Origin of the sequence: Acidisoma sp., from assembly GCF_035492295.1 — a bacterium.
In the GTDB taxonomy this organism is placed as follows: Bacteria; Pseudomonadota; Alphaproteobacteria; order Acetobacterales; family Acetobacteraceae; genus Acidisoma.
The window spans coordinates 1-26,223 of the sequence record NZ_DATJJK010000056.1 but is presented as its reverse complement, the minus strand read 5'-3'; the positions used below and the strand labels follow the sequence as shown (position 1 = coordinate 26,223).

Below are 26,223 nucleotides of genomic sequence, written 5' to 3'. Positions count from 1 at the left end.
CCCGTATCCTCAGTGCGTCGGGGCGTCGGCCGCAGGGGAGTCCGCCGAAGCGGCGCCGTCCGCCGGGGCAGCGGAGAATTCGCCCGGCTGCACGCGGCGGGCCAGCGCATCGAGCAGGCCGTTCACCAGGCGCGGCTCATCCCCATGGAAGAAGCCGTGCGCCACGTCGAGATATTCATTGATGACGACCCGAGCGGGCGGCCCCTCGGGCATCGACAGTTCAGCGACCGCCGCCCGCAGCAGGGCCCGCAGCACAGGATCAAGCCGCTCGAAGGGCCAGTCGGCGGGCAGGCTTTGGGCAATCAGCGGATCAATCCGCTCCTGCTCGCGCACGGCAAGGCGCACGATGGCGCCGAAGAGCGGCACATGCGCATCTTCCACACGACCATCCTCGAAGCCCCCCGCCCCCGGGACATGTCCCAGACGATGACGAGTGAACTGCTCGATCACAGTCTCCGGATTTTCCTCGGCCTGCTCGCTCTGAAAAAGCGCCTGCACGGCGGCAACGCGCGCCCCCGTACGGGGGCGCGCATGCGGTTTCGGCGGTTTCGCACCGGTTGGTCGGTCGGTCATCAGATGCGCCCCAGGTGACGGAGCAGCGCGATCTGCTTCAGCATGGCGATCGCCGCTTCCCCTCCCTTGTTGTGTTCGGCACCGGCCCGGGCCTTGGCCTGGTCGATATGATCGACCGTCAACAGCGCAGTGCCGACGCAGAGCTTGTGATCCAGCGCCGCCTTCATGATGCCGTCCATGGAGGAGCGGCAGATGAAGTCGTAATGGTCGGTTTCGCCCTTCACGACGCAGCCGATCAGCACGAAACCGTCGAAGGGTCGATCGGTGGCGGCGGCGATGCAGAGCGCCTGGGCGAGTTCATAAGCGCCGGCAACCTCCACCGTCTCGTGTTCGGCGTCGACTTGGTCGAGCACGGCGCGCGCCCCCTTCGTCATGCCGTCCACCACCTCGCGGTAATAGGGCGCGGTGATGATAAGGACGGAAGGCGGCGCCCCTTCCAGCGTTGGGACCTCGCCGAGCACGGCGTCCGCGGTGCTCATAACCCGGTCTCCGCGCCCAGTTCGGAGGCGTCGCCCGGACGCTCCGCGAAGGGAAGCTGGTCGATGATGTTGAGGCCGAAGCCTTCGAGCGCAATCAGGCTGCGCGGATGGTTGGTCAAAAGAATCATGTCCTTAACGCCGAGATCGATAAGAATCTGCGCACCGATGCCGTATTGGCGCAGCACGTGATCCTCAGTGCGGGCGGCCTCTTTGACGTCGAGCTTGCGGGCAACGGCCCCCTGCTGATTGTCACGCAGCAGCACGATCACGCCGCGGCCGGCTTCCGCGATGATGCGGCTGGAGGCGGCAAGCGCGCGGCGGCCAGGGCCCAGCAGATCCGTCACCGGATCGACACTGTGGACGCGGACGAGGCTAGGCCCGGGAGCGGCGAGATCGCCCTTCACGAGAGCGATGTGTTCCGTCTGGGTCAGCCGGTCCTCGAAGACCTTCACCGCCCAGTCACCACCTTCGAGGTCGCCAGTCCAGGTCTCGAAGGAGCGGAAAACGAGCTTTTCGGTCCGCCGGCGATACTGGATGAGATCGGCGATGGTACCGAGCTTGAGGTTGTGACGCTGGGCGAAGGCCACCAGTTCCGGCAGGCGCGACATGGTGCCGTCTTCGTTCATCACCTCGCAGATGACGCCCGAGGCGTTGAGGCCCGCGAGGCGCGAGACATCGACCGCCGCTTCCGTATGCCCGGCGCGGACCAGGGAGCCGCCATCCCGCGCGGCCAGCGGAAAGATATGGCCAGGGGTCGCGATCTCTTCACGCGGGTTCTCGGAATTGATTGCGACCGCGATGGTGCGGGCACGGTCGGCGGCCGAGATGCCGGTGGAGATACCGTGCCGCGCCTCGATCGAGACCGTGAAGGCGGAGGCATGGCGGGAGCGGTTATGCGCGCTCATGAGGGACAGGCCGAGCTGCTGCACGCGCTGCGCCGTCATGGCGAGGCAGATCAGGCCGCGCGCATGGCGGGCCATGAAGTTCACAGCCTCGGTGGTCGCGAATTGCGCCGGAATCACGAGGTCGCCCTCGTTTTCGCGGTCCTCGTCGTCGACCAGGATGAACATCCGGCCGGCGCGGGCCTCCTCGATGATCTCGGACGTCGGCGAGATATAGTCGTGGAGGGATAGGGTCTTCATCATGGTCACAGGTCGCGCTCCGCGAGCCGCGCGACGTAGCGCGCGAGCATGTCGATCTCCAGATTGACCACATCGCCCACGGCGAGCGTTCCGAAGGTCGTCTCCTCGGCCGTGTGGGGGATGATGTTCACGCCGAACACATCACCCTCGACCTCATTGACCGTCAAGGAAACTCCGTCGATGGCAATGCTGCCCTTCCGGGCGATGAAGAAGGCGAGATCGCGCGGCACCCGGAAGGTCCAGCGTGTCGAGCCGTTCTCCGGCGTCTGGGACAGAACTGTGCCCAGCCCATCGACATGGCCGGACACGATATGGCCGCCAAGCTCGTCGCCCATCTTCAGCGCGCGCTCGAGATTGATGCGCCGGCCGGCAGCCCAGCCGCCAAGCGAGGTTTTGGAGAGGGTTTCAGCCGAGACCTCGACCAGGAATGAGCCACCGTCCTTCTCAACAACTGTAAGGCAGCAGCCCGAGCAGCAGATGGAGGCGCCGATCAGAACGCCGGGCATACCGGCCCATTCCGCCTTGTGCTGCGGCACGGCGATGCGCAGCCGCATATCGGACCCCGCGCCGATCGCTTGCACCTCGGCGACGGTCCCGATGCCGGAAATGATCCCTGTGAACATTCTGCCTCTCAGGCCCGTCCCTATTGGGGCTCGGGCTCCAGCTTGTCGCCTAGCTGGCCCAGGAATTGCTCGAAATCCTTGGCTTCGCGGAAATCGCGATAGACGCTCGCGAAGCGGACATAGGCGACATCGTCCACTTCCTTCAACGTCTCCATAACGAGCTCGCCGATCTGTTTGCTCGGCACGTCGCTGTCGCCGCTCGACTCGAGCTTGCGGACGATGCTGTTCACGATGCGCTCCACCCGCTCCTCCTGCACCGGCCGCTTGCGTAGCGCGATGCGGATGGAACGGGAGAGCTTGTCGCGGTCGAACGGCACGCGCCGCAGGTCGGATTTGACGACGACGAGTTCGCGCAGCTGCACCCGTTCGATGGTCGTGAAACGCTGGCTGCAGGCGCCGCAAAAGCGTCGCCTGCGGATCGCCGTCCCGTCTTCGCTGGGACGGCTGTCCTTCACCTGGGCGTCGTCATGACCGCAGAAGGGGCAGCGCATTCAGGCGCGCCCTTCAGTTCGGGTAGATCGGGAAGCGGGCACAGAGCGCCTGGACGCGACGGCCGACTTCCTGTTCCACGAGCGCGTTGCCGCTCTCCTCGTTAGAGCCGGCAAGGCCGGTCAGCACTTCGTCGATCATCTCGCCGATCTGCCGGAACTCCTCGGTGCCGAAGCCGCGCGTCGTGCCGGCCGGGGTGCCGAGGCGCACGCCGGAGGTGATGGCCGGCTTCTCGGGGTCGAAGGGAATAGCGTTCTTGTTCGCCGTCATATGGGCACGTTCGAGGCTCGCTTCCGCGACTTTGCCGGTGACGCGCTTCGGCCGCAGGTCAACCAGCAGCAGATGCGTGTCGGTGCCGCCGGTGACGATGTCAAAGCCACGGGCGACCAGGGTTTCCGCCAGCACCTTCGCGTTGTCGGCCACCGCCTGGGCATAGACGCGGAATTCGGGCCGCAGCGCCTCGCCGAAGGCGACAGCCTTGGCGGCGATGACATGCATCAGCGGTCCGCCCTGCAGGCCCGGGAACATCGCCGAATTGATCTTCTTCGCGAGATCGGCGTCGTTGGTCAGAATCATGCCGCCGCGCGGCCCGCGCAAGGTCTTGTGCGTCGTGGTGGTCGCGATATGGGCATGCGGAAAGGGGCTGGGATGCACGCCCGCCGCCACCAGGCCGGCGAAATGCGCCATATCGACCATGAAGATGGCCCCGACTTCATCGGCCACCTTACGGATGCGGGCGAAGTCGATGAAACGGGGATAGGCGGAGCCGCCGGCAATGATGAGCTTCGGCTTGTTGGCGCGCGCCTTCTCCTCCAGCTCCTCATAGTCGAGCAATCCGTCTTCGCGACGCACGCCATATTGCACGGCGTTGAACCACTTGCCGGACATGTTGGGTGCCGCGCCATGGCTGAGATGGCCGCCGGCGGCCAGGCTCATGCCGAGGAAGGTGTCTCCCGGCTGGAGTAAAGCGAGCATGACGCCGCCATTGGCCTGGGCGCCGGAATGCGGCTGGACGTTCGCGAAGTCGCAGCCGAAGAGCTGCTTGGCGCGGGAAATCGCGAGTTCCTCGGCGATATCGACGGCGTAGCAGCCGCCGTAATAGCGGCGACCCGGATAGCCCTCGGCATATTTATTGGTGAGCACGCTGCCCTGGGCTTCAAGCACGGCGCGCGAGACGATGTTCTCGCTCGCAATCAGCTCGATACCGTCCTGCTGGCGACCGAGCTCCTTGCGGATCGCGGCGGCGAGTTCGGGGTCGGTCTCCTCGACGGGCGCGGAGAAAAACCGGGCAAGGCTGGCGGCGGGCATCTGCTCGTTCATAGGCTCAAGGTTCCTGGTTCGGACAGTGCCGGCCGAGGTGACGACGAATCAGCCGGATGCGCCTTGTAACATGGGCGTGACGCCAGGGTGAACCGCCGCCTTCCCAAAGCTGGGTTGCCTGTCATGATGGGAGCGGGACGCCTATGAAGACGCCGTGATCCGCGGAGGTTCTTGCTCATGACCGACAGTCGTTTCCCTCAAACCCGTCTGCGCCGCAATCGGCACGATGCCTGGACCCGCCGGCTGGTGGCCGAGAATAAGCTCTCGGTCGACGACCTGATCTGGCCGATCTTTTTGCGCGACGGCCAAGGCGGCCCGACCGACGTCGGCTCCATGCCGGGCGTGCAGCGCGTGACCCTTGCGGGGCTCGCGGCCCATGTCGCGCCCGCGGCCAAGCTTGGCATTCCAGCGATCGCCCTTTTCCCGGTGACGCCCTCGAACAAAAAGGACGCCGAGGGCACGGAGGCCACCAACCCGCAGAATCTTATCTGCTCCGCCGCGCGCATTCTGAAGAAGGAATTCCCTGAAATCGGGCTGGTCGGCGATGTCGCCCTCGACCCCTATACCGACCACGGCCATGACGGGGTGATCCGCGACGGCTATGTTGCGAATGACGAAAGCCTCGCCGTGCTCACCCGGCAGGCGCGCGTGCAGGCGGAAGCGGGCATCGACATCATCGCCCCCTCTGACATGATGGACGGGCGGGTCGCCGCGATCCGCGAGACGCTGGACCAGGCCGGCTTCATCCACACCCGCATCATGAGCTATGCCGCCAAATATGCGAGCGCTTTCTACGGCCCCTTCCGCGATGCGCTGGGCTCCTCCGGCACGCTGAAAGGCGACAAGAAGACCTATCAGATGGACCCTGCCAATTCCGACGAAGCCTTGCGGGAAGTCGCCATGGACATCGCCGAGGGTGCGGACATGATCATGGTCAAGCCGGGCATGCCTTATCTCGACATCATCCGCCGCGTGGCGGACCGCTTCGAGGTGCCGACCTTCGCCTATCAGGTCTCGGGCGAATACGCGATGATCATGGCCGCCGCCCGAAACGGCTGGCTGGAGGAGGAGCGCGCGATGATGGAGAGCCTGATGGCCTTCAAACGCGCCGGATGCCGCGGCGTACTGACCTATTTCGCGCCCGCCGCGGCCCGGCTGCTGCACAACATTTAGTATCGATATCGAAACTTGTTTGCGCGGCCCGCGGGCCGTGCCAGACTAGGCGAATGCGCAAGCCGACCGCCCCGGCCGAAGCCCCGCTCCTGTTCGAAGGCCTGACGCCGAGCGAGCCCGGAACTGCCCCCGCTGTGCCCGGCGCCGAAGGCCACCGGTCCCGCATGCGGGACCGCCTTTTGCGCGCGGGGCCCGAAGCCCTTGACGATCATGAAGTGCTCGAGATGGTGCTGTTCCTCGCGCTGCCACGGCGCGACACCAAACCCATCTCCCGGGCGCTCCTCGGCCGTTTCCGCAGTCTCGCGGGTGCGATCTCGGCGTCCCCGCAGGAACTCCGCGAGATCGAAGGACTGGGCGAAGCCGGCATGGCCGCACTGAAAACCATTCAGGCGGCGGCGCTGCGTCTGACACGGGCCGAGGTAATGGATCAGCCCATCCTCGCCAATTGGCCGCGCGTGATCGACTATCTGACCGCCGTGCTCGCGCGCGAGCAGATAGAGCATTTCCGCGTGCTTTATCTCGATACGCGCAATCGCCTGATCGCCGATGAGGCGCAAACCCGGGGCACCGTCAACCTCACCCCGGTCTATCCGCGCGAGGTAGTGCGCCGCGCGCTGGAACTGAACGCGACCGCCATGATCCTTGTCCACAATCATCCGAGCGGCGACCCGACCCCCTCGCGCCAGGATATCGACATGACGCGCGCCGTGCGCGCCGCCGGCGAAGCACTGTCCGTTCTCCTCCACGATCACGTGATCATCGGCAACGGCCGCTGGTTCAGCCTGGCCAAGGAAGGGCTGATCTGACGTCCCGACGGTTCAAGTCTGTTCACGGAAACATGTACAATTTGCCTGCCATGCGGAACAAAAGACCCCAAATGGGGCGCGACGGATTTCGGCATCTCCGCTGATAGTCGGCGTGGTGGTGCAGCGATCCGTCGATCGGGCGAGCGCCATAAGGCAGGTCTCTCCAGATTTTCTCTATTTGTTCGTTACGGTGGAAACCTTGTTCATTTGTCGGTCTCGGCGCGCGCGCGCGGCAGACCATGTACATAGGGCACCGACCGCCGCCCGCTTCGAGGTCGGAACTGCCGGAGTCGCGGCCATTCTTCTGGCGCCGCTGCTTTGCGCCGCCGTTCCAAGCCTTTCCGGGTCGAACAGCCTCGGTCTCTACTGGCCGCGGGCCGTGCGTCTGCCCACGACCGGGCCGCTGGTCCTCACCGGCTTGGTGCTATTGGTTCTTGGCGGGGGCGCGTGCCTGACCCTCGCTGTCCTGCTTGCCAACGGACGCACGCCGCAAGGCCGGCCCGTTCCCCAGCCGCTCGACCCGGCTGTGCGTCTCGCTCAGCAATTGCTTGTTGTCTCTGCCATCGCCATTCCCCTGATCGGCTGGACCTTTGGGCGGGTTCTTGGCCACAGGGGCAGCGCGGTGCTCGTATCCGAGACTTTGCTCGCCCTTGCCTGGACCGGAACCGCCATCCTGCTCGCCCGCGCCGCTTCCGACCAGTCGCCGTCCACAGCCCTTTCCTGGAAGCGCGGCACCGACCGGCTCACCGGGCTCTTCAACCGCAACACCATGGACGAGTTGCTGGAAATCCTGCGGCGGCAGCCCCAACGGGCGGCGATCATCATGATCGATCTCGACCGCTTTCGCTCCGCCAACCACACGCTCGGCCATGCCGATGCGGACAGCGTGCTGCAGGAGGTCGCCCGCCGCCTGCAGTCGCTCGCCAAGACCGAGGACCTCGTGCGCACCGGCGGCGACGAATTCGCAATCTTCTGCCGCGACATCGGCGCGGCAGAAGCCGTCCGCATGGCGGAACAGATCCTCGCCACGATCGCGAAACCCTTTCCGATCAGCGAGGGGCGCAACTTCCATGTCACCGCAAGCGTCGGCCTCGCCCACGGCGAGACCGAGGGCCTCACCGATCTGCGGGACGCGGCGGACGAGGCGCTCTATTTCGCCAAGGGGCAAGGCGGAAACCAAGCCGTGCTCTTCGCCCCGCCGCTGCACCGGGTACAAATCGAGCGCGCCGGACTGGAACAGGATCTGCACCGCGCCTTCCGCAGCGACAGCGAACTCTTCCTCGTCTATCAGCCAATCATCAGCCTGCGCGACAACAGCCTGATCGCGATCGAGGCGCTGGCGCGCTGGCAACACCCCCAGATCGGGCTGGTACCGCCGGGACGCTTCGTCGGCATCGCGGAGGCGGCGGGCATGGGCCTTGGCCTCGGCGCCAAAATCCGCGAAATAGCCGTCTCCCAGGTCGCCGCCTGGCGGGACCATGGAATCAGCCCCCTCCCTGTCGTCAACCTCAACGTCTCGCCCCAGGAACTGTCGCGCGCGGATGTGCCGGCGGATCTCGGAGCGCTGATCGACCGCTACGGGCTTGAACGTTCCGGCTTCTGCATCGAGGTGACGGAGGGCATCTTCACCGATGCGCATGCGCTGGCAACGTTGCAGGCCGCGCGCGAGGCGGGTTTCAAGATTGCGATGGACGATTTCGGCACCGGCTACTCCTCCCTCGCCCAATTGCCGCGCCTGCCGCTCACCTCGCTCAAGCTGGACCGGAGCTTCCTCGGCCAGGCGATGGCGAGCGAGGAGGGTATCAGCCTCTTCGCGACCATCGTGCAACTAGCCCATGTGCTGAACCTGCCCGTGGTTGCCGAAGGCGTGGAAACGGCAGAGGAACTGTCCGTCGTCGCCGACTGCGGCTGCGATTTCGTCCAGGGCTTCTTCTTCGCGCGGCCGCTCTCGGCCGCCCAGATCGAGACGGGCCTGAATGTCGGCCCCGATCCCCAGGGCGCGCGGCGTTTCAGCTGGCTGCAGCGCCATTCGGCCTGAACAGGCCAGGCCCTGCTGCCGGACCCGCACTGCCGGACCTGACCCGTGCTGATTGACGGTCAGCCATGCGGCCTCGTAGGCTTTGCCCGCAAATCGAGGAGCATCCAATGACCGAGCGTGACGAAGCGGCGCTTCCCTTTTCGTTGAGCGAACAGACCCGCCGCCAGTTCCTCGGCAGGACGGCGGGGGGCGCCCTGCTGCTCGGTGCCGCGGCCGCCGGCTTTCCGCTCCTCACTCGTCCTGCTTTTGCGGCCAGCAAGCTCGTCGCCCTCGTCCATACCCAGGCCGCCGGCGACAACGGGCCGATCGACGATATGATCGCTCATCTGAAGGCGCTCGGAAAAAAAGACCGTTTCCCCGTCCGCACCATCTACGCGGCCGATCCTTCGACCTATCAATCCATCCTCTCGACGCTCGCGGGCGCCGGCGCCGCCATCATCGTCACGACTTTCAACGAGATGGCAGACCCGATCAAAGCCGTGGCGCCAAGCTATCCGAACACGAAATTCATTCAGCTCTATGCGGACCCTTTCAAGCCGGTCATCCCCAATGTCCGCACGGTCGAATACCAGGCCCATTACGGCATGTTCCTGGCCGGGCTGTTTGGCGCGAAGATCACCCAAAGCCACAAGCTCGGCTATATCGGCGGCATGAGCCTGCCTGGGCTGAACGCTGACCTCAACGCCATGAAGGCGGGCGCCGCCACCGTCGCCTCCACCGTAACCGTGAAGGGCGCCTTCGCCGGCTCGTTCCAGGATCCGACCAAGGGCCGCGAGATCGCGAGCCAGCTCTTCGGCTCGGGCATCGACTTCATCCAGACCGACGGTGCGGCAACCGATGCCGGCGTCATCCGCGCCGCGGGCGAAGGGGCTAACCGCATCGTCAGCGCCGTCTTCCGGACCCAGTTCAAGCTCGGCCCCAAGACCGTCGCCTCGTCCGTGCTGGTAAACTTCGGCCAGAGCCTGAGTGACCAGGTCTCGGCCGCTGTTTCCGGCAAATTCGAAGCCGGGCACTACGTCAGCACCCTCGCTGACGGCATCATCGACTTCGTGCCCTCCGATCTCTTCATGCAGAACGGGCCGCCGGCCTATGTGACGGCCGCCAAGGCAGCCTGGCCCTCGGTCAACGATGCCAAGGCGGCGATCATCGCCGGCAAGCTGAAAGTGCCCTTCAACACCCAGCTCTAAGACGCATGTCCGCCTCCCCGGCCGAAGCGGCGCTCGCCTGCGAAGGGCTGACCGTCCGCTTCGGCGACTTCACGGCGCTGGCCGATGTCGGCCTCGCCTTCGCACCCCAGCGCATCCATGCGGTCTGCGGCCAGAACGGCGCCGGCAAGACGACCTTTGCGCGCGCCTGCGCGGGGCTGCTCGCGCCCTCCTCCGGCACGATCCGCATCGAAGGACACCAGTTGCGCGTCGGCCAGGTGAACGCCGCACGCGCCGCCGGCGTGGAACTCGTCCATCAAAGCTTCGCGCTGCCGCCCTCCTTCACCATCGCCGAGGCGATGGAATTCGGCCTTCAGGGCCAGCACGGCGCGCTCTATACGCGCCGCCGCCTGGAAGAACGCTGGCGCGGCCATCTCGAAACCCTCGGCGTGGAAGCGAAGCCCTCCGCCCGCATCCGGGACCTGCCGGTCGAGACCCAGCAGGCGGTGGAGATCGCCCGCGCGCTGGCGGGCGAGGCGCGCGTCCTGATCCTGGACGAGCCGACCGCCGTGCTGGCGCCGGCCGCCGCGCAAGCACTTTTCGCGCGCCTGCGGCGGCTCAGGGATAGTGGCGTCACCATCCTCGTCATCCTCCACAAGATCCGCGAGGTCCTCGCCGTCGCCGATACCGTCTCCGTGCTGCGCGGCGGGCGACTGGTGGAAGGCCCGGCAGAGGCGCGGGACATGACGCCCGCGCGCCTGGCCCAGGCGATCATCGGCAGCAACCCGGTGCCGCCATCCGCAGGCCGCACCGCAGCGGCCGAGGAGGTCGAGGATCTCAGCGCGCTTGTGGGAGCCACCGTGCCGCACGGCACGGTCCATCACCGAGCCGGAGCGCAGATGATTACGACGCTCTCCGGTGTCTCCACCCGGCCCGCCGCGGACGGTCAGCGATTGGAGATGGTCGATCTCCGGGTCGCGGCCGGCGAAATCATCGGCATCGCCGGTGTGGAAGGCAACGGACAACGGCCGTTGGTGGAGGCGCTGGCCGGATTGGTGCCGCTCACCGCCGGTGCGATCACGCTGGACGGTGCCGCAATGACTGATCTTTCCCTGGCCGAGCGCCGCCGCCGGGGCCTGCGCATCATTCCCTTCGAGCGCAATACCGAGGGGCTGAGCCTGTCGAGCCCGCTCTGGGAGAATTTCGCGGCGCGGCAGTTGCTCAGCCACTCCGCTCTGCGCCTGATCAAGCCCAAGATGCTGCGGCGACAGGCACGCGCGGCCTTCGAGGCCTGGGACGTGCGCTTCGGCGCGGTCGACCATCCAGCGGGCTCGCTCTCCGGCGGCAATGCGCAGAAGGTCATTCTCTCGCGCGAGATCGACGCGGATGCCCGGCTGATCATCCTCGCCCAGCCGACCCGCGGGCTCGACCTCGGCGCCACCGCCTTCGTCTGGCACGCGATGCGGCAGGCGCGCGACCGCGGGCTCGGCCTCATCCTCATCTCCTCCGATCTCGACGAGCTGTTCGACATCGCCGACCGGCTGATCGTGCTGCAGGGCGGCCGCGTGGCGGGCGAGTTCCGGCCGCCCTACGACCTCGGGCCTGTGGGTGCCGCCATGGTGGGATCGCACTGATGGGTGGCCGACTTCTCGCCATCGGCCGCGCCGTCGCCTTCGTGGCGCTGGCACTCGTCTTGTGCGGCGCGATCTTCGAACTCGCCGGCTTCTCGGCGCCCGACATGTTCGCGGCAATCCTTGACGGCGCCTTCCTCTCGGACGGTGCCCTCGCCCATGACCTGCGCTGGGCCTGCCCGCTCTTCGTTTCGGCTGCCGGCGTCATCGTCGCCTTCCGCTGTGGCTATTTCAACGTCGGCGCGCAGGGGCAGTTCTACATGGGGGCGATCGGGGCGACTGTCGCTGTCGCCCTGCTGCCGGGTTGGCCGGCGCTGCTCGTCACCCTCGTCGCCTTGCTCACCGCTCTCGCCTTCGGCGGCCTCTGGGCCTTATGGCCCGGCTGGCTTCGCATCCGCTCCGGCACGGATGAGGTGATCACCACGCTGATGGGCAATTTCATCGCAGGCCTGTTCCTGATCTGGGTGACCAGCGGACCACTGAAGGACCCGTCGGGCAGCGGCCAGGTGACCTCGAGCACGCCGGTCCCGGCCGCGATCCGCATCAGCACCGATACCGGCGTGTCGGGCTGGATCATCGGCCTCACCGTCGCGGTCGGGCTCGTGACCTGGGTGCTTGTCAATCGCACCGCCTTCGGCGTGCTGGGGGGGCTCGCCGGCCGCAATCCGGTGATGGTGACCTGGCAGGGTGCCAGACTGTCCCGCCTCGGTCTCGGCGCCTTCGTGTTCAGTGGTGCCACCGCGGGGCTTGCCGGTGCCATGGAGGTGTTGGGGCCGGATGGGCGGCTGGTCTCCGGCTTCTCCCCCGCGCACGGCTTCACCGCCGTCTTGATCGCGCTGGTCGCGAATCTCTCGGTCTCGGGCGGTGTCATCGTGGCTCTTTTCTTCGGTGGCCTCGCTTCCGCCAGCCTCTATCTGCCGGTGATCGCCGGCCTGCCATCGGCCGCGATCGACATGGTCAATGCCGCGATCGCGCTCTTCATCACCTCCCGTGTCGCGCCCTGGCGGCTGGTCCGCCTGCCCCGGTCAAGGAGCGAGCGGCGGTGATCGACCTCTTCGTTTCCGTCCTGCGTACCGGCACGCCGATGATCTATGTCGCGATGGCGGGCGTCCTCGCCCAGCGCGCCGGGGTGTGGAATCTCGGCCTCGAAGGGCTGATGATCACCGGCGCCTGCGCCGCCGTCGTGCTGACCGAACAGACGGGGTCCGTCCTTCTCGGCCTTGGTGGTGCGATCCTCTTCTCCGTCCTGCTCTCGGCTTTGCTCTGGCTGGTGATCGAGAAGCTGCGCGCCAACCCGATCATCGCGGGACTGGGCCTGACCGGCCTCGGTCTCGGCGGCACGGATTTCGCGGTGCAGGCAATCTACGGCAGCGAGGGCGCGGTGACCGCTCCGGCCGGCATCCCGAACCTGGGGCCAGCCTTCGGCCCCTTCGGCGTGCTGGACGCGCTGGTGATCGCCATGCCCTGCGTGGTCTTCGGCCTCTGGGTGCTGTGCCGGCGCACGCGCTTCGGCCTGCGGCTTGCCGCCTGCGGCGAACATCCCTTCGCGGCGCGCAGCGTGGGTGCGGACCCCGCACGCATGCGCCTCATCGCCCTGCTGCTGGGCGGCGTGTTGGCGGGCTTAGGTGGCGCCGAACTCTCCCTCGGGGGCTTGGAGATTTTCAGTGTGGGCATGACCGCGGGTCGCGGCTTCATGGCCTTTTCCGCGGTCATCTTCGGTGCCGGCCATCCGATAGGGGCGACCTTCGCGGCCCTCTTTTTCGCCCTCGTCGAGTTCCTCGGCATCAAGGCGCAGCTCGTCTTCGGTGAACATGCGCCGCGGGATTTCGTTCTCATGCTGCCCTACCTTGCCACGGTCCTCGGCATATGGATCAGTGCCCGCTTCCGTGGCGGCGCGCTGCTCAGCGCGACCGAAATGCGGGACGGCTGACCCCCCCCTTCTCCGAGACCCGAGGTGCCTTCATGACCAGACGCGTGATCTTCGACACCGACCCCGGACAGGACGACGCGATCGCGATCCTCCTCGCCCTCGCTTCGCCCGAGGAGATCACGGTGGAGGCGATCGTCACCGTCGGCGGCAATGTGCCGGTCAGCCTCACCGCCAAGAACGCGCGCAAAATCTGCGAACTCGCCGGCCGGCCGGATATCCCGGTCTATGCCGGCTGCGCCGGGCCCATGGCCGCGCGCCCGCTGGTGACGGCCGAGCATGTGCATGGCGCGACGGGCCTCAACGGACCCGACCTCCCTGAACCGCAGATGCCGCTGCAGCCCCAGCACGGCGTCGATTTCCTGATCGACCAACTCCGCGCCGAAAAGCCGGGCGCGATCACCCTCTGTGTCCTCGGGCCGATGACGAACATCGCCATGGCCCTGGTCAAGGCACCCGACATCGGGCCGCGCATCCGCGAGATCGTGCTGATGGGGGGCGCCTATTTCGAGGTCGGCAACATTACGCCGACTGCCGAGTTCAACGTCTACGTCGACCCCAGCGCGGCGGCGATCGTCCTGGCCAGTGGCATTCCCATCGTCATGATGCCGCTCGACGTGACGCATCGCGTGCTGACGACACCGGCGCGGCTCGATGCGATCCGCGCGGTGCCGACGAAAGCGGCCCAGGCCGCCGCCGCCATGCTCGGCTTTTCGGAAAAGTTCGACCTCGAAAAGTACGGCTCCGACGGCGCGCCGCTGCACGACCCCTGTGTCACCGCCTATCTCCTGAGGCCCGAGCTGTTCCAGGGGCGGCACATCAATGTCGAGATCGAAACGGCGAGCCCGCTCACCCTCGGCATGACGGTGGCCGACTACTGGGGGGTGACGGACCGCAAGCCGAATGCGCTGTTCATGCGCGAGGTCGACGCGCAGGGTTTCTACGACCTGCTGACCCAGCGGCTGGCGCGCCTGACCTGACGCCTCCGGGAGAAAGCACATGCGTTACGCCCGCGTGGCCGCGATCGAGGAGGCCTATGCGAAGGCCGAGATCAGCCAAACCCTGTCGCCACGCGACCACATGTACAATACCGGTCCCGACTGGTATTTCACGGTGGGCGCGGACGGCATGCGCGTCGTCTTCCGGGCGCTCGCCACCAGCGCGATGGCCGAGCCCAAACGCATCCTCGATCTGCCCTGCGGCCACGGCCGCGTGGCAAGGCACCTGCGCGCGGCCTTTCCCCGCGCCGAGATCACCTTCGCGGATATCGAAACCGACGGCGCCGATTTCTGCGCAGCGGAATTCGGCGGCCAGGCGCTTCATTCCCAAGCCGATCTGACCAGGGTCGATTTCGGCGGACAATACGATCTCATCTGGATCGGCTCGCTTTTCACCCATGTCGATGCGAGCCGTGCTGCCGTCTGGACCCGCCATCTCTGCCGCAGCCTGGCCCCGCGCGGCGTGCTGATTGCAACCCTGCACGGCAACTGGAGCCGCGAGGTGCAGCGCAGCTACGGCGCGATGATCGGAGACGGCGAATGGCAGCGGATCCTGGCCGGCTGCGACGCCACCGGCTGGGGCTATGCGCCCTATCCCGATACGCCGGATTACGGCGTCTCGCTGTGCCAGGCCTCCGCCGTTCTCGCCATGGCGAGCCGCGTCGAGGGCGTGCGCATCCTGGGCTACAACGAGCGCGCCTGGGCCGGCAATCACGACGTGCTGATGCTGGAAGCCCGCGACAGGATGGAGCCATGGTGATGACCCGCGACCTTGCCGCGACCATGCGGATCCTGGAACCCGCACCCGGCGTCCTCGGCTTCTATGACGGCCGCCTGCCCGGGAAGCGCCTGTGGTCAGACGCGCCGAACTGGCTCGATGACGGCGCGTACGAACTCGGCATCTGCACCTATGCCATCCTCGATGGTGACGAGGCGCTGGTCTATGACACCCACATCTCGCTCGACCATGCGCGCATCATCCGGGCCACGCTGGAGGCGCGGGGCGTGCGCCATATCCGCGTCGTGCTCAGCCACTGGCATGACGATCATGTGGCCGGTAACGAGATCTTCTCCGATTGCGAGATCATCGCAAACCGGCGCACGGCCGAACTCCTGGCGCAGAACCGGGCGACGATCGAAGCGGCGGAGCCGCCGATCCGCCCGCTGATCATGCCGAACCGGCTGTTCGATGACCGGCTGGACCTGGCCATCGGCGGCAGACGGGTGGCACTCCACCGGATGGACATCCACAGCGAGGACGGCACGGTGATGGTTCTGTCTGATGCTGGGCTGCTCTTCGCCGGCGATACGCTGGAAGACCCGATCACCTATGTCGCCGAACCCACCCGTCTTGCCGCCCATCTGGCCGAAATCGACCGGCTGGCCGGCCTGTCCTTCACCCGCATCCTGCCGGACCATGGGGCAGAGGCGGTGATCGCCGCCGGCGGGTATCACCGGGGATTTCTGGAGGCGACGCACCGCTATGTCTCGGGACTTCTCGCCGCCCGGACGGACCCGGCGCTCGCCGCGCTGCCGCTCGTGGACTGGATCGCCGAGGATGTGGCGCGGGGTGCCATCCGTCCCTTCGCGCCTTATGAGGCCGTGCACCGTCGCAACCTGGCGGCAGTGCTGGAAGCTGCTACTTGCGCTGCTTCTTCGGCCCCGGCACCTGGATGAAAGCCATGCGGTCCTCCTCCAGCACGAGGGCTGTGAGCTTGCCGCCATAGACCGCCCCAGTATCGATGCCGATCCTGTTGATGCGGATCACCGGCTTGACTTTCGGGGTATGGCCGTGAACCACCACCGCCTCGTGCGGATGGGTCCAGGAAAGAAAGGGCTCCCGTATCCAGACGAGATCGTGCGGGTCCTGCTCCATCATCGGCACGCCGGGGCGCAGCCCGGCATGGGCGAAGAAATAGCCGCCGCGGCGATAGAAGATGCGCTGGTGGCGAATGATGGCCAGCTGCTCCGGCGGGATCAGCTGCTCCCATTGTTGCACGGGGGAGCGCTTCGGCACCCCCCAGTCGGCCAGGCAGGCCTCGCCCCCGTTGCGGCGCCAGAGCGAGGCCGTTTCGCCGCCGCCGTCGATCGCCGTGAGGCAGAGATCCTCATGATTGCCGCGGAGGTTGACCACCTCTCCCGGGATCGGCGGGCCCTGCGCGATGCGCGCGAGCACGGCCGCGCTGTTCGGCCCACGGTCGATCAGGTCCCCCATATGCACGACCACCGCCTCCTCCACCGGACGGGCGTCATAATCATCGGCGATCCGGTCCAGGATCGCCGCATGCGCCTCATCGCAGCCATGGACGTCGCCGATGGCGTAGATGCGGAGATCGGGAGGAAGGCGGCCGGGTGCAGGCTGGAAGGTCAGCTTCATCGGATCAGGCAGGCAGTCTTTCAGTTCAAAACATCATCTCATTGGCCAAGGTCCGGCCAGACCATCTGAAACAGGACAGGCCGCGTTCAACGCAGCAGAGCCGCCTTTCACCCGAGGGGGCTCGACAGAAGCGCGACAGACCGGCACAGGAAACCCCATGAACATGGTGCGGGTGCAGGCCCTGTCCAAGCGTTACGCCACAACGCTTGCGGTCGACAATATCGGCTTCACGATCGGGGCGGGCCAGACCGTGGGGCTTCTGGGCGGCAATGGCGCCGGCAAGACCACCACAATCTCCATGCTCCTCGGCCTGCTACTGCCGACTTCGGGAAAAATCGAGATCCTGGGCCATGACATGGCGCGGGACCGGTTCGCCGCGCTGGCCCGGATGAACTTCTCATCGCCCTATATCGCGCTGCCCAGCCGGATCACCGTGCGGGAGAATTTGCGCGTCTATGGCCATCTCTACGGCGTTCGCCAAGCCGAGCGGCGAATCGGCGAGCTTTCCGACGAGCTCGACCTCCATCAATTCCTCGACCGGCCGGCGGGCGAGCTTTCCGCCGGACAGAAGACGCGCGTGGCGCTCGCCAAATCCCTCATCAACCGGCCCGAGGTGTTGCTGCTGGACGAGCCGACGGCGAGCCTCGACCCCGATACCGGCGACCTCGTGCGCAGCTGGCTCGAGCGCTACCGCGCGCAATCGGGCTGCTCCATGCTCATCGCCTCCCACAACATGGCCGAGGTTGAGCGGCTGTGCGACCACGTTCTCATGATGCGCCGCGGCCGCATCGTGGATGCGGGCAGCCCCGATGCGCTGCTCGGCCGCTACCAGCGGGATTCGATGGAGGATGTCTTTCTCGACATCGCCCGCGGCCGGGGACGTGCCGCGACGGAGGCCAACTCATGACGGGCTCGCTCCGCCGCATCTGGGGGCTGATGTACCGCCATCTCTGCCTCTATCGCCGCTCCTGGCCGAGGCTGGTCGAACTTGCCTATTGGCCGATCCTGCAGATGTGCATCTGGGGTTTCACGGCAAGCTTCATTTCCGGCCGGGCTTTCGGCACGGCCGCCGGCGGCGGGCATCACGCTTTGATCCTGGCCGCGAGCACGCTGCTCGCCGGCGTGCTGCTGTGGGAAATCTGCATCCGCAGCCAGATGGGGGTCGCCATCAGCTTCATGGAGGAGCTGTGGTCCCGCAACCTCGGGCATATCTTCATCAGCCCGCTGCGCCCTTGGGAACTGATCGCGGGCCTGGTCGGCGTCGCGTTCACCCGCACGCTGGCGGGTGTGCTGCCGGCGATCCTCGTCGCCTGGGCGCTCTATGCCTTCAACCTCTTCGCGCTCGGCCCCGTTCTGGTGCTGTTTTTCGCCAATCTGATGATCATGGGCTGGGCGGTGGCGCTCGGCATCGTGGCGCTGATCCTGCGCTACGGCGCGGGGGCGGAAGCCCTCGCCTGGTCGCTGCTCTTCGGGCTGACGCCGCTCGCCGCGGTCTATTACCCGGTCAGCACCCTGCCCGCCTGGCTGCAACCGATCTCGCGCGCCATTCCGGCGACCCATGTTTTTGAGGGCATGCGCGCCGTGTTGCTGGAGGGGCATTTGGCGCTCGGCGCGATGGCGGCGAGCTTTGGCCTCAATATCGTCTGGCTTGCCGCCGCCAGCCTCATCTTCGCGTGGCAGTTCCAGTCCGCCCGCCGCCGCGGCGCCCTCGTGGCAATCGGCGAATGATCGTCCGGAGACCGACCCGCTCATGACCACGACCCGCTTCTGGCTCATCCGCCACGCCCTCGTCGACCCCGAGGCGCGTAAAATCCTCTATGGCGACCAGGACGTGCCGGTCTGCGCCGAGACCATGACAGCCCAGGAAGCAGCCTATGCGGCCCTCGGCAAGCGCCTGCCCCAGCCCGCCCACTGGTTCGTGACTCCGCTGAGTCGCACCCGATTGACGGCCGAGGCGATCTTCGCCGGCGGCTATCCGGCCCAGACTCTCGGCGTCGAAGCCGGGATGATCGAACAGTCTTTCGGCCATCTTCAGGGCACGGAGAATGCCGTGCTTCACACGCGGCTCACCCTGCCCAAACACGATTTCTGGCCGACCTCCCCGCTGGAGCGCCCGCATGAGGGGGAGAGTTTCGAAGATGTGATCGGCCGCGTAGGCCACACCATCGAGCGTCTGGCGCAGGCCCATGCAGACGAGGATCTCGTCATCGTCTGCCACGGCGGCACCATCCGCGCTGCCATGGCCCACGCCCTCGGCATTAAGGGTGAATCGGCGCTTCGTCTCACGGTCGGCAATATTTCCCTCACGCGAATCGAACGGCGGGGCGATGCTTGGCGCGTCGTCTCCGCCAACGAGACGATGAACGGCGTTCCGGCCTTCTGAAGGTCACGCTTTTGACACGCAACGCGGCTAGGCGGCCTTGGTCGGGTGCCCGGCTGCGGACGACAGAGACGAACAGAGGAGAGGCCACCATGCGCTTTAGAAAGACCGTCATCGGGGCCTGCCTTCTGGCGCTCGCGCCCTTGATGAGCGCCTGCGCCACCGGAACCGGGCCACAGGCGCAGCAGGAAATTGTCGACCGCTCGACCCTCGCCTTGCAGGACGTCCTCAACAGCACGCAGTCCTCCAGCGTCGTCGATACGCTGCGTAGCGCCCGCGCTGTGATCCTCTGCCCACAGATGTTCAAGGCCGGCTTTGTCTTCGGCGGGTCCGGCGGCAGCTGCGTGCTGCTGGCGCGCGCGGCCGGCGGCTCGTGGTCCGATCCCGCCTTCTATTCCATGGGCAGCGGCAGTTTCGGCGCGCAGATCGGCGTGCAGAGCGCCGAAGTGCTGATCATGATCATGAACGACCGGGCGCTGGGCGCAGTGCTGCGCAACCACTTCAAGATCGGCGGCGACGCCTCGATCGCGGTGGCGACCGTCGGCGCCGGCGTGGGGGGGGCCACCACCACCCATATGCGCGCTGACATCGTGACCTATGCCCGGACCAGCGGCCTCTATGCCGGCGTCTCGCTCGAAGGCTCGGTGTTGTCGCCCGATACCGCGTCGAACCAGGCCTATTACGGCCAACCCTACAACGCGCAGCAGATCGCGGTGCAGATGATGGTGAACAATCCGGGCGCCGACCCGCTGCGCTCCAGCCTCAGCCGCTACGGCGGCTAAGGCCGGTCACTCCGCCGCCTCGCCAGTCAGCGCCGTCCGCCTGCCGAAGGTGGCAGCGCTGACGACGGCCATGGCGACGATGTTCACGAGCAGGGCCACCGTGCCGATGTTGAGATCCCGGATGAATTCCGGGGCGTCTGGCAGCAGCTTCGCGAGCGTCGTGTCGCTCAGGGTGAAATAGATGACCGCCGCGACACCCGCGAGGATGCCGGCGGTCGCCCCCTCCCGCGTCACCGGATTGCGTGGCAGCAGGCTCGCGATCAGGGCCGGAAAGAGCTGCGTCACGAAGGCATAGCCCATGAGCAGCAGGGCGACGATCGTGGAACTGCCGGCAATCGCGAAATAGACCGCGACGATGCCGATGACCGGCACCAGGCATTTGGCGATCAGCGCCGTCTGCTCATCCCCCTGCCCGGGCCGCACGACGGCGAGCAGGTTGCGGGCGCAGAGGGTTGCCGCCGTCATCATGATCAGCGACCCGGGAACAAGCGCGGTCAGCACGCCGGTCGCCCCGATGATGCCGACGAACCAGCCAGGAAAGGCCGCGACCGAGATCTTCAACAGCGCCATGTTGGTGGCCACGCCGTGCAGCCCGGGCACGACAAGGACCGCCGCAAAACCCACGAAAAAGATGAAGAGCAGAACGAGCTGATAGAGCGGCAGCAGGACGGCATTGCGGCGGAATATATCCGTGTTGCGGGCGCTGAAGCACGCGGCGAAAGAATGCGGCCACATGAAGAAGCCGAGCGCGGTCAGCACCACCGTCGAAATGAACCAGGCGAGGCTTTTGCCCGTGGCGGCGAAGGAGAGAAATCCAGGCTTTGCCTTGTCAATTTCGGTGAACATCGCCGAAATGCCGCCATGGTAGTGCAACGGCAGATAGAGGCCGAGGAAGACCGCCACGATGATGATGAGGAAATCCTTCACCACCGAGGTCCAGGCCGAGCCGCGAATGCCGGAGACGACGACATAGAGGGTGACCACGATGGCGCCGATGATGATCGCCACGCTCTTCGGAATGCCGCCGTAGCTTGCGACCTCGACGATGACGCCGAGCCCCGTGAACTGCAGCACGAGATAGGGAATGAGTGCGACGATGCCGACCACCGCGACGAGCAGACCGAGACCTGGGCTTTGGAATTTCGCAGCGAAGAAATCCGGCTGGGAGACGAGGTGCCGCGCTCGTGCATAGCGCCAGATCGGCGGCAGCATGAAATAGGAGATGACGTAGCCGATCGTGCCGTAGACGATGATGTAATAGGAGGGCGCGCCGAGCCCGTAGGCGTATCCCGAGGCGCCGAGAAAGGTGAAGGTCGTGTAGATCTCGCCCGCCAGCAGCAGGAAGACGAAGGCGGTGCCGAAGCCGCGATTGCCGACCGTCCATTCCTCGAGCTTCATGGCATGGCCGCGCCGTGCGGCAAGGCCCAGGACAAGCGCGAGAATGGCGCCGAGCGCGATGAGGATGAGGGCGATGTTCATCGCGGCCCCTCCTCGTCCGCCTGTCCCCGCGCCGGGTCGAGCCGGTAGATGACCGCCATGACCGCCGAGGTGATGACGATCCACACCACGATCCAGCCCAGGATGAAGGGCATGCCGAGGATGAAGGGCGTGGACGCATTATGGCAGATCGGTCCGAGGAACATGCCGATGAGGGGAACAATGGCAAGCCAGCCGATATATTTCATCGCCGCAGCCTTCGCTTTGATCAGACATCGGAAAGCTTGAAGTCTGCGGGGGCCTCGGCGCAAGCTTTTTGTGCGATGCCGCGGCCCCCGGCGGCGTGAGAGGAAGTTACAGGAGATCGCGCATCCGATAATACGATGTGGCGAGCAGCAACGCCGGCACGCGCAGAGCCCGCCCGCCCGGGAAGCGCGCCTGCGGGATGCGGGCGAAGACATCGAAGCGGCCCGCCTGGCCGGTGGCGGCTTCCGCCATGACGCGGCCGGCGAGCCCCGCGAGCGCCACGCCGTGCCCCGAAAAACCCTGCGCCATCAGGATATTGGGCGCGAGCCGGCCAAAATGCGGCGCGCGGTGGCGGGTGATATCCACGAGGCCGCCCCAGGTGAACTCCGCGCGGGCATCGCCCAGCTGCGGAAAGACCTTTCGCATACGTGCCAGCATTTTCCCGGCAAGACGCGGCGGCGGCATCGCGGAATAGGAGACGCCACCGCCGAAGAGCAGCCGCCCGTCGGCCGAGCGGCGGAAATAGTCGAGCACAAAATTGAGATCGGCCACCGCCTCGTTCATCGGCAGGAGGGACGCGATATCCGGTCGCGGCTCGGTCGCGATGACATAGGTGCCGACCGGCATGACGTATCCCGCCATCTGCGGCCAAAGCCGGCCGAGATAGGCGCCGCCCGAGAGCAGCAGGGACCCGGCGGAAACCGTGCCGCGCGGCGTGCGCAGCCGGATCACTTGCCCCTCCTCGATCGCCGTGACCGGCGTTCGCGAGAAGAGCCGTGCGCCCGCCGCCTGGGCGGCGAGGCCGAGCCCCAGCGTGTAGTTGAGCGGATGGAGGTGGGCCGCCAGCGGATCGGTCATTACCGCGCGGTAGCGATCGGTCGCGATGCGATCCCGCATCTCCGGCCCGCGCAGCACACGCGCGCCAGAGACCCCGAGGGCTGCCAGGGCTTCGACCTCCTCCTCCAGCTCGCGCTCATGCCGCGGTTTCACCGCCGCATGAAGATAGCCCTTGTGGTAGTCGCAGGGGATGGCATGGGCCTGCACCCGTTGCTCGACCAGGGAGACGGCCTCGACCGACATGTCCCACAGCCGGCGGGCATCATCCGCACCGACGAGGCGGCTGAGCTTGGCTTGGCCCACGGCGAGGCCCGGCAGGACCTGGCCGCCGTTACGGCCCGAGGCGCCCCAGCCGATATCCCGCGCTTCCAGAAGCGCCACGGAGAGACCACGGCCGGCGAGTTCGAGGGCTGCCGAGCAGCCGGTGATGCCGCCGCCGATGATGGCGACATCGACGGCGAGATCGCCGTCGAGCCGCGGGGTCACAAGGGCCACATTTCGTGTCGCCTCGTAATAGCTGGGGGCCGGCTTCTCCCCCCGGTCCGCCGGATCGAACCTCATACGTTGAGCAGAAGATGCTCGCGTTCCCAGGAGCTGATGACGTGCAGATAGGTCTCGTATTCGAGCTTCTTCACCGCCACCAGCACGTCGATCATCTTGGAGCCGAGGATCTCGCGCAGCGGGTCGCAGGTGTCCATGATGTCGAGCGCGTGGCTGAGTTCCCGTGGCAAGGCATAGGGCATGGAATAGGCCGAGCCTTCGAAGGGTGTTGTCGGCTCCAACTCCTCGACCATGCCGAGATACCCGCAGGCAAGGGTCGCCGCGAAGGCAAGATAGGGATTGGCGTCCGCGCCCGGCACGCGATTTTCCACGCGCATGGCGGCGGGCGCGCCGAAGGGCACGCGCAGGCCGCACGTGCGGTTGTCGTATCCCCATTCGAGGTTGATCGGCGCGTTGGAGAACCGTGAGAGCCGGCGATAGGAATTCACGTTCGGCGCCAGGATGGGCATGACGGCGGGCGTGTATTTCTGCAAGCCGCCGAGATAGTTACGGAACAGTTTGCTGGCCTTGCCGTCCTCCCCTGCGAAGAGATTCTTCTTCGTTTCGGGATCGACAATGCTCTGATGCACATGCATCGCGCTGCCCGGTTCATGGCTCATCGGCTTGGCCATGAAGGTCGCGTAGATATCGTGCCGCAGCGCCACTTCCCGCACCGTGCGCTTGAAAAGGAAGACCTGGTCGGCGCGGGTCAGCGGTTCGCCATGCAGGAAGTTGATCTCCACCTGCCCGGCGCCTTCCTCGTGGATCAGCGTGTCGAGATCCAGTTCCTGCGTCTCGCAGAAATCGTACATCTCTTCGAAGAGCGGATCGAATTCATTGACCGCATCCACGGAATAGGATTGCCGGCCGGTCTCCTTGCGTCCCGAGCGGCCGACCGGCGGGGTGAGCGGATAGTCGGGATCGGTATTGCGCCCGACGAGATAGAATTCCAGTTCCGGCGCCAGGATCGGCTCCCAGCCCTTGTCCTGGTAGAGCTTCAGCACGCGCTGCAACACCTGGCGCGGCGCCATCGGCACCGGATCGCCATTCTTGTAGTGGCAATCATGAATGATCTGCGCCGTGGGTTCCCGCGCCCAGGGCACCAGCCGCACCGTGCTCGCATCGGCCCGCAGCGTGATGTCGATAATGGCGGGATCGGTCAGCTTGTCATCCTCGTCTGGCGGGTATTCGCCGGTGACCGACTGGATGAAGATCGCTTCCGGCAGGCGCAGCGCGCCGCCGTCGAGAAATTTCTGCGCGGGCGTGATCTTGCCGCGCGGAATGCCGGTGAGATCCGGCACAAGACATTCCACTTCCGTTACATGATGTTCCGCGAACCACTCGCGCAGATCCGTCATGACGATCTCCTCTGTAGGCATTGTCCCTGTCTGCGGCGCAAGCCGGTGGGCCGCGCCGCGCGATGTCGTTACTTTGGAGACAGAGACCCTAAGGAGGGCCAGACAGCGGGCGGCAGAGCAGTGCCAAAGCAGCGGGAGACAGCGAATGTCTGTCGAGGCGAGACAAGGGAAAACTCCTGTTCCCCGCAAATCTCGCATAACGCCCCCCGGGCTCGTCAAGCGGGATCACGCTCCTGGCTTTTGAAAAGGGCTCGATTCAGAGCTCAGTCGAACCGACCAGACCCTTTTTAACGGGGGGATTCACGGCTCAGGCGAACCGATCAGACCCTTTTTAACGGGGGATTCACGGCTCAGGCGAACCGATCAGACCCTGGCCGCTTCCAGCGGCGGCCCGCCCCCCCTATCTTGGCAAACCGAACGACAGGAGCAGGCCATGACCGGCACCACCGAAGACCGCCATTCGCTTTCCAGCGGCCGACTTTCCGCCACGATCCAGGCCAAGGGGGCGGAGCTTTCCTCCCTGCGCGGCGCGGATGGCCGGGACTATCTTTGGCAAGCGGGGCCTGCCTGGCCGCGCCATTCCCCCGTGCTTTTTCCAATCGTCGGCAGGCTAGCGGAAGACCGCTACACCCATGCCGGCCAAACCTACCGGCTGACCCAGCACGGCTTCGCCCGCGATCTGCCCTTCACCTGGCTCTCACGCTCCGAGGCCGCCTGCGCCCTGGTGCTGGAGGATGATGCGGAGAGCCGCGCGCTCTACCCCTATCGCTTCCGCCTTGTGCTCAGCTACGAACTTGCCGGCACCACGCTCACGCTTCGCTACACGCTCACCAACAAGGGCGATGATCCGATGCCGGCCGCGCTCGGCGCTCACCCGGCTTTCGCCTGGCCGATCCTGCCGGACGTGCCGAAGGAGGAGCATGAACTCCGTTTCGCGAGGGCCGAGCAGGCGCCGATCCATGGCGTGGCCAATGGGCTGCTGACGGCAGCGGTCCATCCCTCCCCGGTAGAGGACCGGGTGCTGCCGCTCCGCACCGAACTCTTCGACGCCGATGCGCTGGTCTTCACCAGCCTCGAAAGCCGTTCCGTCCGCTTCTCGGGCCGCGGCACCCCGGTGCTGGAGGTGGCCTGGGAAGGTTTTGAGCAACTCGGCGTCTGGACCAAGCCGGGCGGATCGGGCGATTTCCTCTGCATCGAGCCCTGGCACGGCTATGCGAGCCCCGAGGGTTTCACCGGCGACCTTTTGGAAAAGCCGGGCATTATGATCCTGCCGCCCGGAACGGAGCGGGAGATGCAATGGAGCGTCTCCCTCCTGCCGGCTGAATGCGGCACCTGATTTAAGACCGCAAGGGGTTATGACCAATCTTGGTCATAACCCCTTGCGCCTCCCGAACCGTCTCGCTACCGTCCCGGCCAAGCGAGCGCCGCCCCTGAACGCGGCCGCATGGGACGAAGCGCAGACACGGGCGGCATGGCATCACGCAGTATCATTGGCCTTGATTTCGGGACCGAATCCGCCCGCGGCGTGGTAATCGACGTCGCCACCGGCCGGCAGGAAGCACACCACACCCATCCTTACCGCCATGGTGTCATGACCGGGCGCCTGCCCGATGGCACGCCGCTGCCACCGCACTACGCCCTGCAGAACGCGCCGGACTATCTGGAGGCGACCGAAGCGATCCTGCGCGCAATCGGCGCCGGGCGGAACGTCGCGGGTATCGGGATCGACTTTACGGCAAGTTCCCCGCTGCCCGCGGCAGCTGACGGCGCACCTCTCTCCGTGCGCCACCCGGACGCCCCGCATGCCTATGTGAAACTGTGGAAACACGCGGCCGCCCAACCCTATGCGGATGCGATCAACGCCGGGGGCGGCGATTTCCTGCAAAGCTGCGGCGGCCGGCTTTCCGGCGAATGGCTGCTGG

General features: G+C 66.4%; 26 protein-coding genes and 1 pseudogene. 16 read left to right on the top strand and 11 right to left on the bottom strand.

Annotation, left to right across the window (positions count from 1 at the left end; genetic code table 11):
• Positions 1-9 precede the first annotated feature (9 nt).
• From nusB to glyA, 6 genes are read right to left on the bottom strand one after another with little or no spacing between them, the layout of a single operon-like run.
• On the bottom strand, positions 10-573 hold the full coding sequence (nusB, locus tag VL752_RS04135; protein ID WP_325352478.1) for a transcription antitermination factor NusB: 564 nt from the start codon (positions 571-573) through the stop codon (positions 10-12).
• Positions 573-1,052 (bottom strand): 6,7-dimethyl-8-ribityllumazine synthase, encoded by a 480-nt coding sequence (gene ribH, locus VL752_RS04130; protein ID WP_325352477.1) that lies wholly within the window; start codon positions 1,050-1,052, stop codon positions 573-575. The genes nusB and ribH overlap by 1 nt, the downstream gene beginning before the upstream one ends.
• Positions 1,049-2,194 (bottom strand): 3,4-dihydroxy-2-butanone-4-phosphate synthase, encoded by a 1,146-nt coding sequence (ribB, locus tag VL752_RS04125; protein ID WP_325352487.1) that lies wholly within the window; start codon positions 2,192-2,194, stop codon positions 1,049-1,051. Before ribB ends, ribH begins: the two co-directional genes overlap by 4 nt.
• Positions 2,195-2,199: 5 nt before the next feature.
• Positions 2,200-2,817 carry a riboflavin synthase gene (locus VL752_RS04120; protein WP_325352476.1) on the bottom strand — a complete coding sequence of 206 codons (618 nt, stop codon included), beginning with the start codon at positions 2,815-2,817 and terminating at the stop codon, positions 2,200-2,202.
• Between the two features lie 20 nt (positions 2,818-2,837).
• The gene (nrdR, locus tag VL752_RS04115) at positions 2,838-3,308 is read right to left on the bottom strand and encodes a transcriptional regulator NrdR (protein ID WP_325352475.1); all 471 of its coding nucleotides are present in this window, start codon (positions 3,306-3,308) and stop codon (positions 2,838-2,840) included.
• Positions 3,309-3,321: 13 nt separating this feature from the next.
• Positions 3,322-4,626 (bottom strand): serine hydroxymethyltransferase, encoded by a 1,305-nt coding sequence (gene glyA, locus VL752_RS04110; RefSeq protein ID WP_325352474.1) that lies wholly within the window; start codon positions 4,624-4,626, stop codon positions 3,322-3,324.
• A gap of 177 nt (positions 4,627-4,803) precedes the next feature.
• Here glyA and hemB point away from each other — a divergent pair, with 177 nt between their 5' ends.
• The 10 genes from hemB to VL752_RS04060 all read left to right on the top strand — a co-directional run bounded on the left by hemB (position 4,804) and on the right by VL752_RS04060 (position 16,021).
• Positions 4,804-5,799 (top strand): porphobilinogen synthase, encoded by a 996-nt coding sequence (gene hemB / locus VL752_RS04105; RefSeq protein WP_325352473.1) that lies wholly within the window; start codon positions 4,804-4,806, stop codon positions 5,797-5,799.
• 53 nt (positions 5,800-5,852) lie between these two features.
• The gene (radC, locus tag VL752_RS04100; RefSeq protein WP_325352472.1) at positions 5,853-6,605 is read left to right on the top strand and encodes a RadC family protein; all 753 of its coding nucleotides are present in this window, start codon (positions 5,853-5,855) and stop codon (positions 6,603-6,605) included.
• Positions 6,606-6,804: 199 nt separating this feature from the next.
• The gene (locus tag VL752_RS04095) at positions 6,805-8,643 is read left to right on the top strand and encodes a putative bifunctional diguanylate cyclase/phosphodiesterase (protein WP_325352471.1); all 1,839 of its coding nucleotides are present in this window, start codon (positions 6,805-6,807) and stop codon (positions 8,641-8,643) included.
• Between the two features lie 107 nt (positions 8,644-8,750).
• Complete coding sequence (locus VL752_RS04090; protein ID WP_325352470.1) at positions 8,751-9,830, top strand: BMP family ABC transporter substrate-binding protein; 1,080 nt, start codon at positions 8,751-8,753, stop codon at positions 9,828-9,830.
• 5 nt (positions 9,831-9,835) lie between these two features.
• Positions 9,836-11,422, top strand: coding sequence for an ATP-binding cassette domain-containing protein (locus VL752_RS04085; protein ID WP_325352469.1), 1,587 nt, complete (start codon positions 9,836-9,838; stop codon positions 11,420-11,422).
• Positions 11,422-12,465, top strand: a complete 1,044-nt coding sequence (locus VL752_RS04080) for an ABC transporter permease (RefSeq protein WP_325352468.1) — start codon at positions 11,422-11,424, stop codon at positions 12,463-12,465. Before VL752_RS04085 ends, VL752_RS04080 begins: the two co-directional genes overlap by 1 nt.
• Positions 12,462-13,349, top strand: coding sequence for an ABC transporter permease (locus VL752_RS04075; protein WP_325352467.1), 888 nt, complete (start codon positions 12,462-12,464; stop codon positions 13,347-13,349). The genes VL752_RS04080 and VL752_RS04075 overlap by 4 nt, the downstream gene beginning before the upstream one ends.
• Positions 13,350-13,381: 32 nt before the next feature.
• Positions 13,382-14,326: a nucleoside hydrolase gene (locus VL752_RS04070; protein ID WP_325352466.1), complete on the top strand. Its 945-nt coding sequence runs from the start codon at positions 13,382-13,384 to the stop codon at positions 14,324-14,326.
• A gap of 19 nt (positions 14,327-14,345) precedes the next feature.
• A complete protein-coding gene (locus tag VL752_RS04065; RefSeq protein ID WP_325352465.1) occupies positions 14,346-15,104 on the top strand; it encodes a class I SAM-dependent methyltransferase in 759 nt (252 codons plus the stop codon).
• Positions 15,098-16,021 (top strand): MBL fold metallo-hydrolase, encoded by a 924-nt coding sequence (locus tag VL752_RS04060; RefSeq protein WP_325352464.1) that lies wholly within the window; start codon positions 15,098-15,100, stop codon positions 16,019-16,021. Before VL752_RS04065 ends, VL752_RS04060 begins: the two co-directional genes overlap by 7 nt.
• Here VL752_RS04060 and VL752_RS04055 read toward each other — a convergent pair.
• Positions 15,984-16,721 (bottom strand): metallophosphoesterase family protein, encoded by a 738-nt coding sequence (locus VL752_RS04055; protein ID WP_325352463.1) that lies wholly within the window; start codon positions 16,719-16,721, stop codon positions 15,984-15,986. The genes VL752_RS04060 and VL752_RS04055 overlap by 38 nt on opposite strands.
• Positions 16,722-16,878: 157 nt before the next feature.
• Here VL752_RS04055 and VL752_RS04050 point away from each other — a divergent pair, with 157 nt between their 5' ends.
• The 4 genes from VL752_RS04050 (at position 16,879) to VL752_RS04035 (ending at position 19,883) form a co-directional block, all read left to right on the top strand.
• A complete protein-coding gene (locus VL752_RS04050; RefSeq protein ID WP_325352462.1) occupies positions 16,879-17,628 on the top strand; it encodes an ABC transporter ATP-binding protein in 750 nt (249 codons plus the stop codon).
• A complete protein-coding gene (locus VL752_RS04045; protein WP_325352461.1) occupies positions 17,625-18,449 on the top strand; it encodes an ABC transporter permease in 825 nt (274 codons plus the stop codon). Before VL752_RS04050 ends, VL752_RS04045 begins: the two co-directional genes overlap by 4 nt.
• Before the next feature lie 22 nt (positions 18,450-18,471).
• Positions 18,472-19,104: a histidine phosphatase family protein gene (locus tag VL752_RS04040; RefSeq protein ID WP_325352460.1), complete on the top strand. Its 633-nt coding sequence runs from the start codon at positions 18,472-18,474 to the stop codon at positions 19,102-19,104.
• An 89-nt stretch (positions 19,105-19,193) separates the two neighbouring features.
• Positions 19,194-19,883, top strand: coding sequence for a lipid-binding SYLF domain-containing protein (locus tag VL752_RS04035; protein WP_325352459.1), 690 nt, complete (start codon positions 19,194-19,196; stop codon positions 19,881-19,883).
• 6 nt (positions 19,884-19,889) lie between these two features.
• Here VL752_RS04035 and VL752_RS04030 read toward each other — a convergent pair whose 3' ends face one another.
• From VL752_RS04030 to VL752_RS04015, 4 genes are all read right to left on the bottom strand, one after another.
• The gene (locus VL752_RS04030) at positions 19,890-21,362 is read right to left on the bottom strand and encodes a sodium:solute symporter family protein (protein WP_325352458.1); all 1,473 of its coding nucleotides are present in this window, start codon (positions 21,360-21,362) and stop codon (positions 19,890-19,892) included.
• Positions 21,359-21,568, bottom strand: a complete 210-nt coding sequence (locus tag VL752_RS04025; protein WP_325352457.1) for a DUF3311 domain-containing protein — start codon at positions 21,566-21,568, stop codon at positions 21,359-21,361. The genes VL752_RS04030 and VL752_RS04025 overlap by 4 nt, the downstream gene beginning before the upstream one ends.
• A 106-nt stretch (positions 21,569-21,674) precedes the next feature.
• On the bottom strand, positions 21,675-22,898 hold the full coding sequence (locus tag VL752_RS04020) for an NAD(P)/FAD-dependent oxidoreductase (RefSeq protein ID WP_325352456.1): 1,224 nt from the start codon (positions 22,896-22,898) through the stop codon (positions 21,675-21,677).
• A gap of 62 nt (positions 22,899-22,960) precedes the next feature.
• Positions 22,961-24,301, bottom strand: coding sequence for a glutamine synthetase family protein (locus VL752_RS04015; RefSeq protein ID WP_325352455.1), 1,341 nt, complete (start codon positions 24,299-24,301; stop codon positions 22,961-22,963).
• A 433-nt stretch (positions 24,302-24,734) separates the two neighbouring features.
• Between VL752_RS04015 and VL752_RS04010 the strand changes: the two genes are divergently transcribed.
• Positions 24,735-25,637, top strand: a complete 903-nt coding sequence (locus VL752_RS04010) for an aldose 1-epimerase family protein (RefSeq protein ID WP_325352454.1) — start codon at positions 24,735-24,737, stop codon at positions 25,635-25,637.
• 135 nt (positions 25,638-25,772) lie between these two features.
• Positions 25,773-26,223 (top strand): annotated as a pseudogene (locus VL752_RS04005) (hypothetical protein); the annotation flags it as partial.

Coding starts and splice junctions, on each gene's coding strand:
- nusB (WP_325352478.1), bottom strand. CDS start 573: ATGACCGACCGACCAACCGGTGCGAAACCGCCGAAACCGCATGCGCGC.
- ribH (WP_325352477.1), bottom strand. CDS start 1,052: ATGAGCACCGCGGACGCCGTGCTCGGCGAGGTCCCAACGCTGGAAGGG.
- ribB (WP_325352487.1), bottom strand. CDS start 2,194: ATGAAGACCCTATCCCTCCACGACTATATCTCGCCGACGTCCGAGATC.
- VL752_RS04120 (WP_325352476.1), bottom strand. CDS start 2,817: ATGTTCACAGGGATCATTTCCGGCATCGGGACCGTCGCCGAGGTGCAA.
- nrdR (WP_325352475.1), bottom strand. CDS start 3,308: ATGCGCTGCCCCTTCTGCGGTCATGACGACGCCCAGGTGAAGGACAGC.
- glyA (WP_325352474.1), bottom strand. CDS start 4,626: ATGAACGAGCAGATGCCCGCCGCCAGCCTTGCCCGGTTTTTCTCCGCG.
- hemB (WP_325352473.1), top strand. CDS start 4,804: ATGACCGACAGTCGTTTCCCTCAAACCCGTCTGCGCCGCAATCGGCAC.
- radC (WP_325352472.1), top strand. CDS start 5,853: ATGCGCAAGCCGACCGCCCCGGCCGAAGCCCCGCTCCTGTTCGAAGGC.
- VL752_RS04090 (WP_325352470.1), top strand. CDS start 8,751: ATGACCGAGCGTGACGAAGCGGCGCTTCCCTTTTCGTTGAGCGAACAG.
- VL752_RS04085 (WP_325352469.1), top strand. CDS start 9,836: ATGTCCGCCTCCCCGGCCGAAGCGGCGCTCGCCTGCGAAGGGCTGACC.
- VL752_RS04080 (WP_325352468.1), top strand. CDS start 11,422: ATGGGTGGCCGACTTCTCGCCATCGGCCGCGCCGTCGCCTTCGTGGCG.
- VL752_RS04070 (WP_325352466.1), top strand. CDS start 13,382: ATGACCAGACGCGTGATCTTCGACACCGACCCCGGACAGGACGACGCG.
- VL752_RS04065 (WP_325352465.1), top strand. CDS start 14,346: ATGCGTTACGCCCGCGTGGCCGCGATCGAGGAGGCCTATGCGAAGGCC.
- VL752_RS04060 (WP_325352464.1), top strand. CDS start 15,098: ATGGTGATGACCCGCGACCTTGCCGCGACCATGCGGATCCTGGAACCC.
- VL752_RS04055 (WP_325352463.1), bottom strand. CDS start 16,721: ATGAAGCTGACCTTCCAGCCTGCACCCGGCCGCCTTCCTCCCGATCTC.
- VL752_RS04050 (WP_325352462.1), top strand. CDS start 16,879: ATGAACATGGTGCGGGTGCAGGCCCTGTCCAAGCGTTACGCCACAACG.
- VL752_RS04045 (WP_325352461.1), top strand. CDS start 17,625: ATGACGGGCTCGCTCCGCCGCATCTGGGGGCTGATGTACCGCCATCTC.
- VL752_RS04040 (WP_325352460.1), top strand. CDS start 18,472: ATGACCACGACCCGCTTCTGGCTCATCCGCCACGCCCTCGTCGACCCC.
- VL752_RS04035 (WP_325352459.1), top strand. CDS start 19,194: ATGCGCTTTAGAAAGACCGTCATCGGGGCCTGCCTTCTGGCGCTCGCG.
- VL752_RS04030 (WP_325352458.1), bottom strand. CDS start 21,362: ATGAACATCGCCCTCATCCTCATCGCGCTCGGCGCCATTCTCGCGCTT.
- VL752_RS04025 (WP_325352457.1), bottom strand. CDS start 21,568: ATGAAATATATCGGCTGGCTTGCCATTGTTCCCCTCATCGGCATGTTC.
- VL752_RS04015 (WP_325352455.1), bottom strand. CDS start 24,301: ATGACGGATCTGCGCGAGTGGTTCGCGGAACATCATGTAACGGAAGTG.
- VL752_RS04010 (WP_325352454.1), top strand. CDS start 24,735: ATGACCGGCACCACCGAAGACCGCCATTCGCTTTCCAGCGGCCGACTT.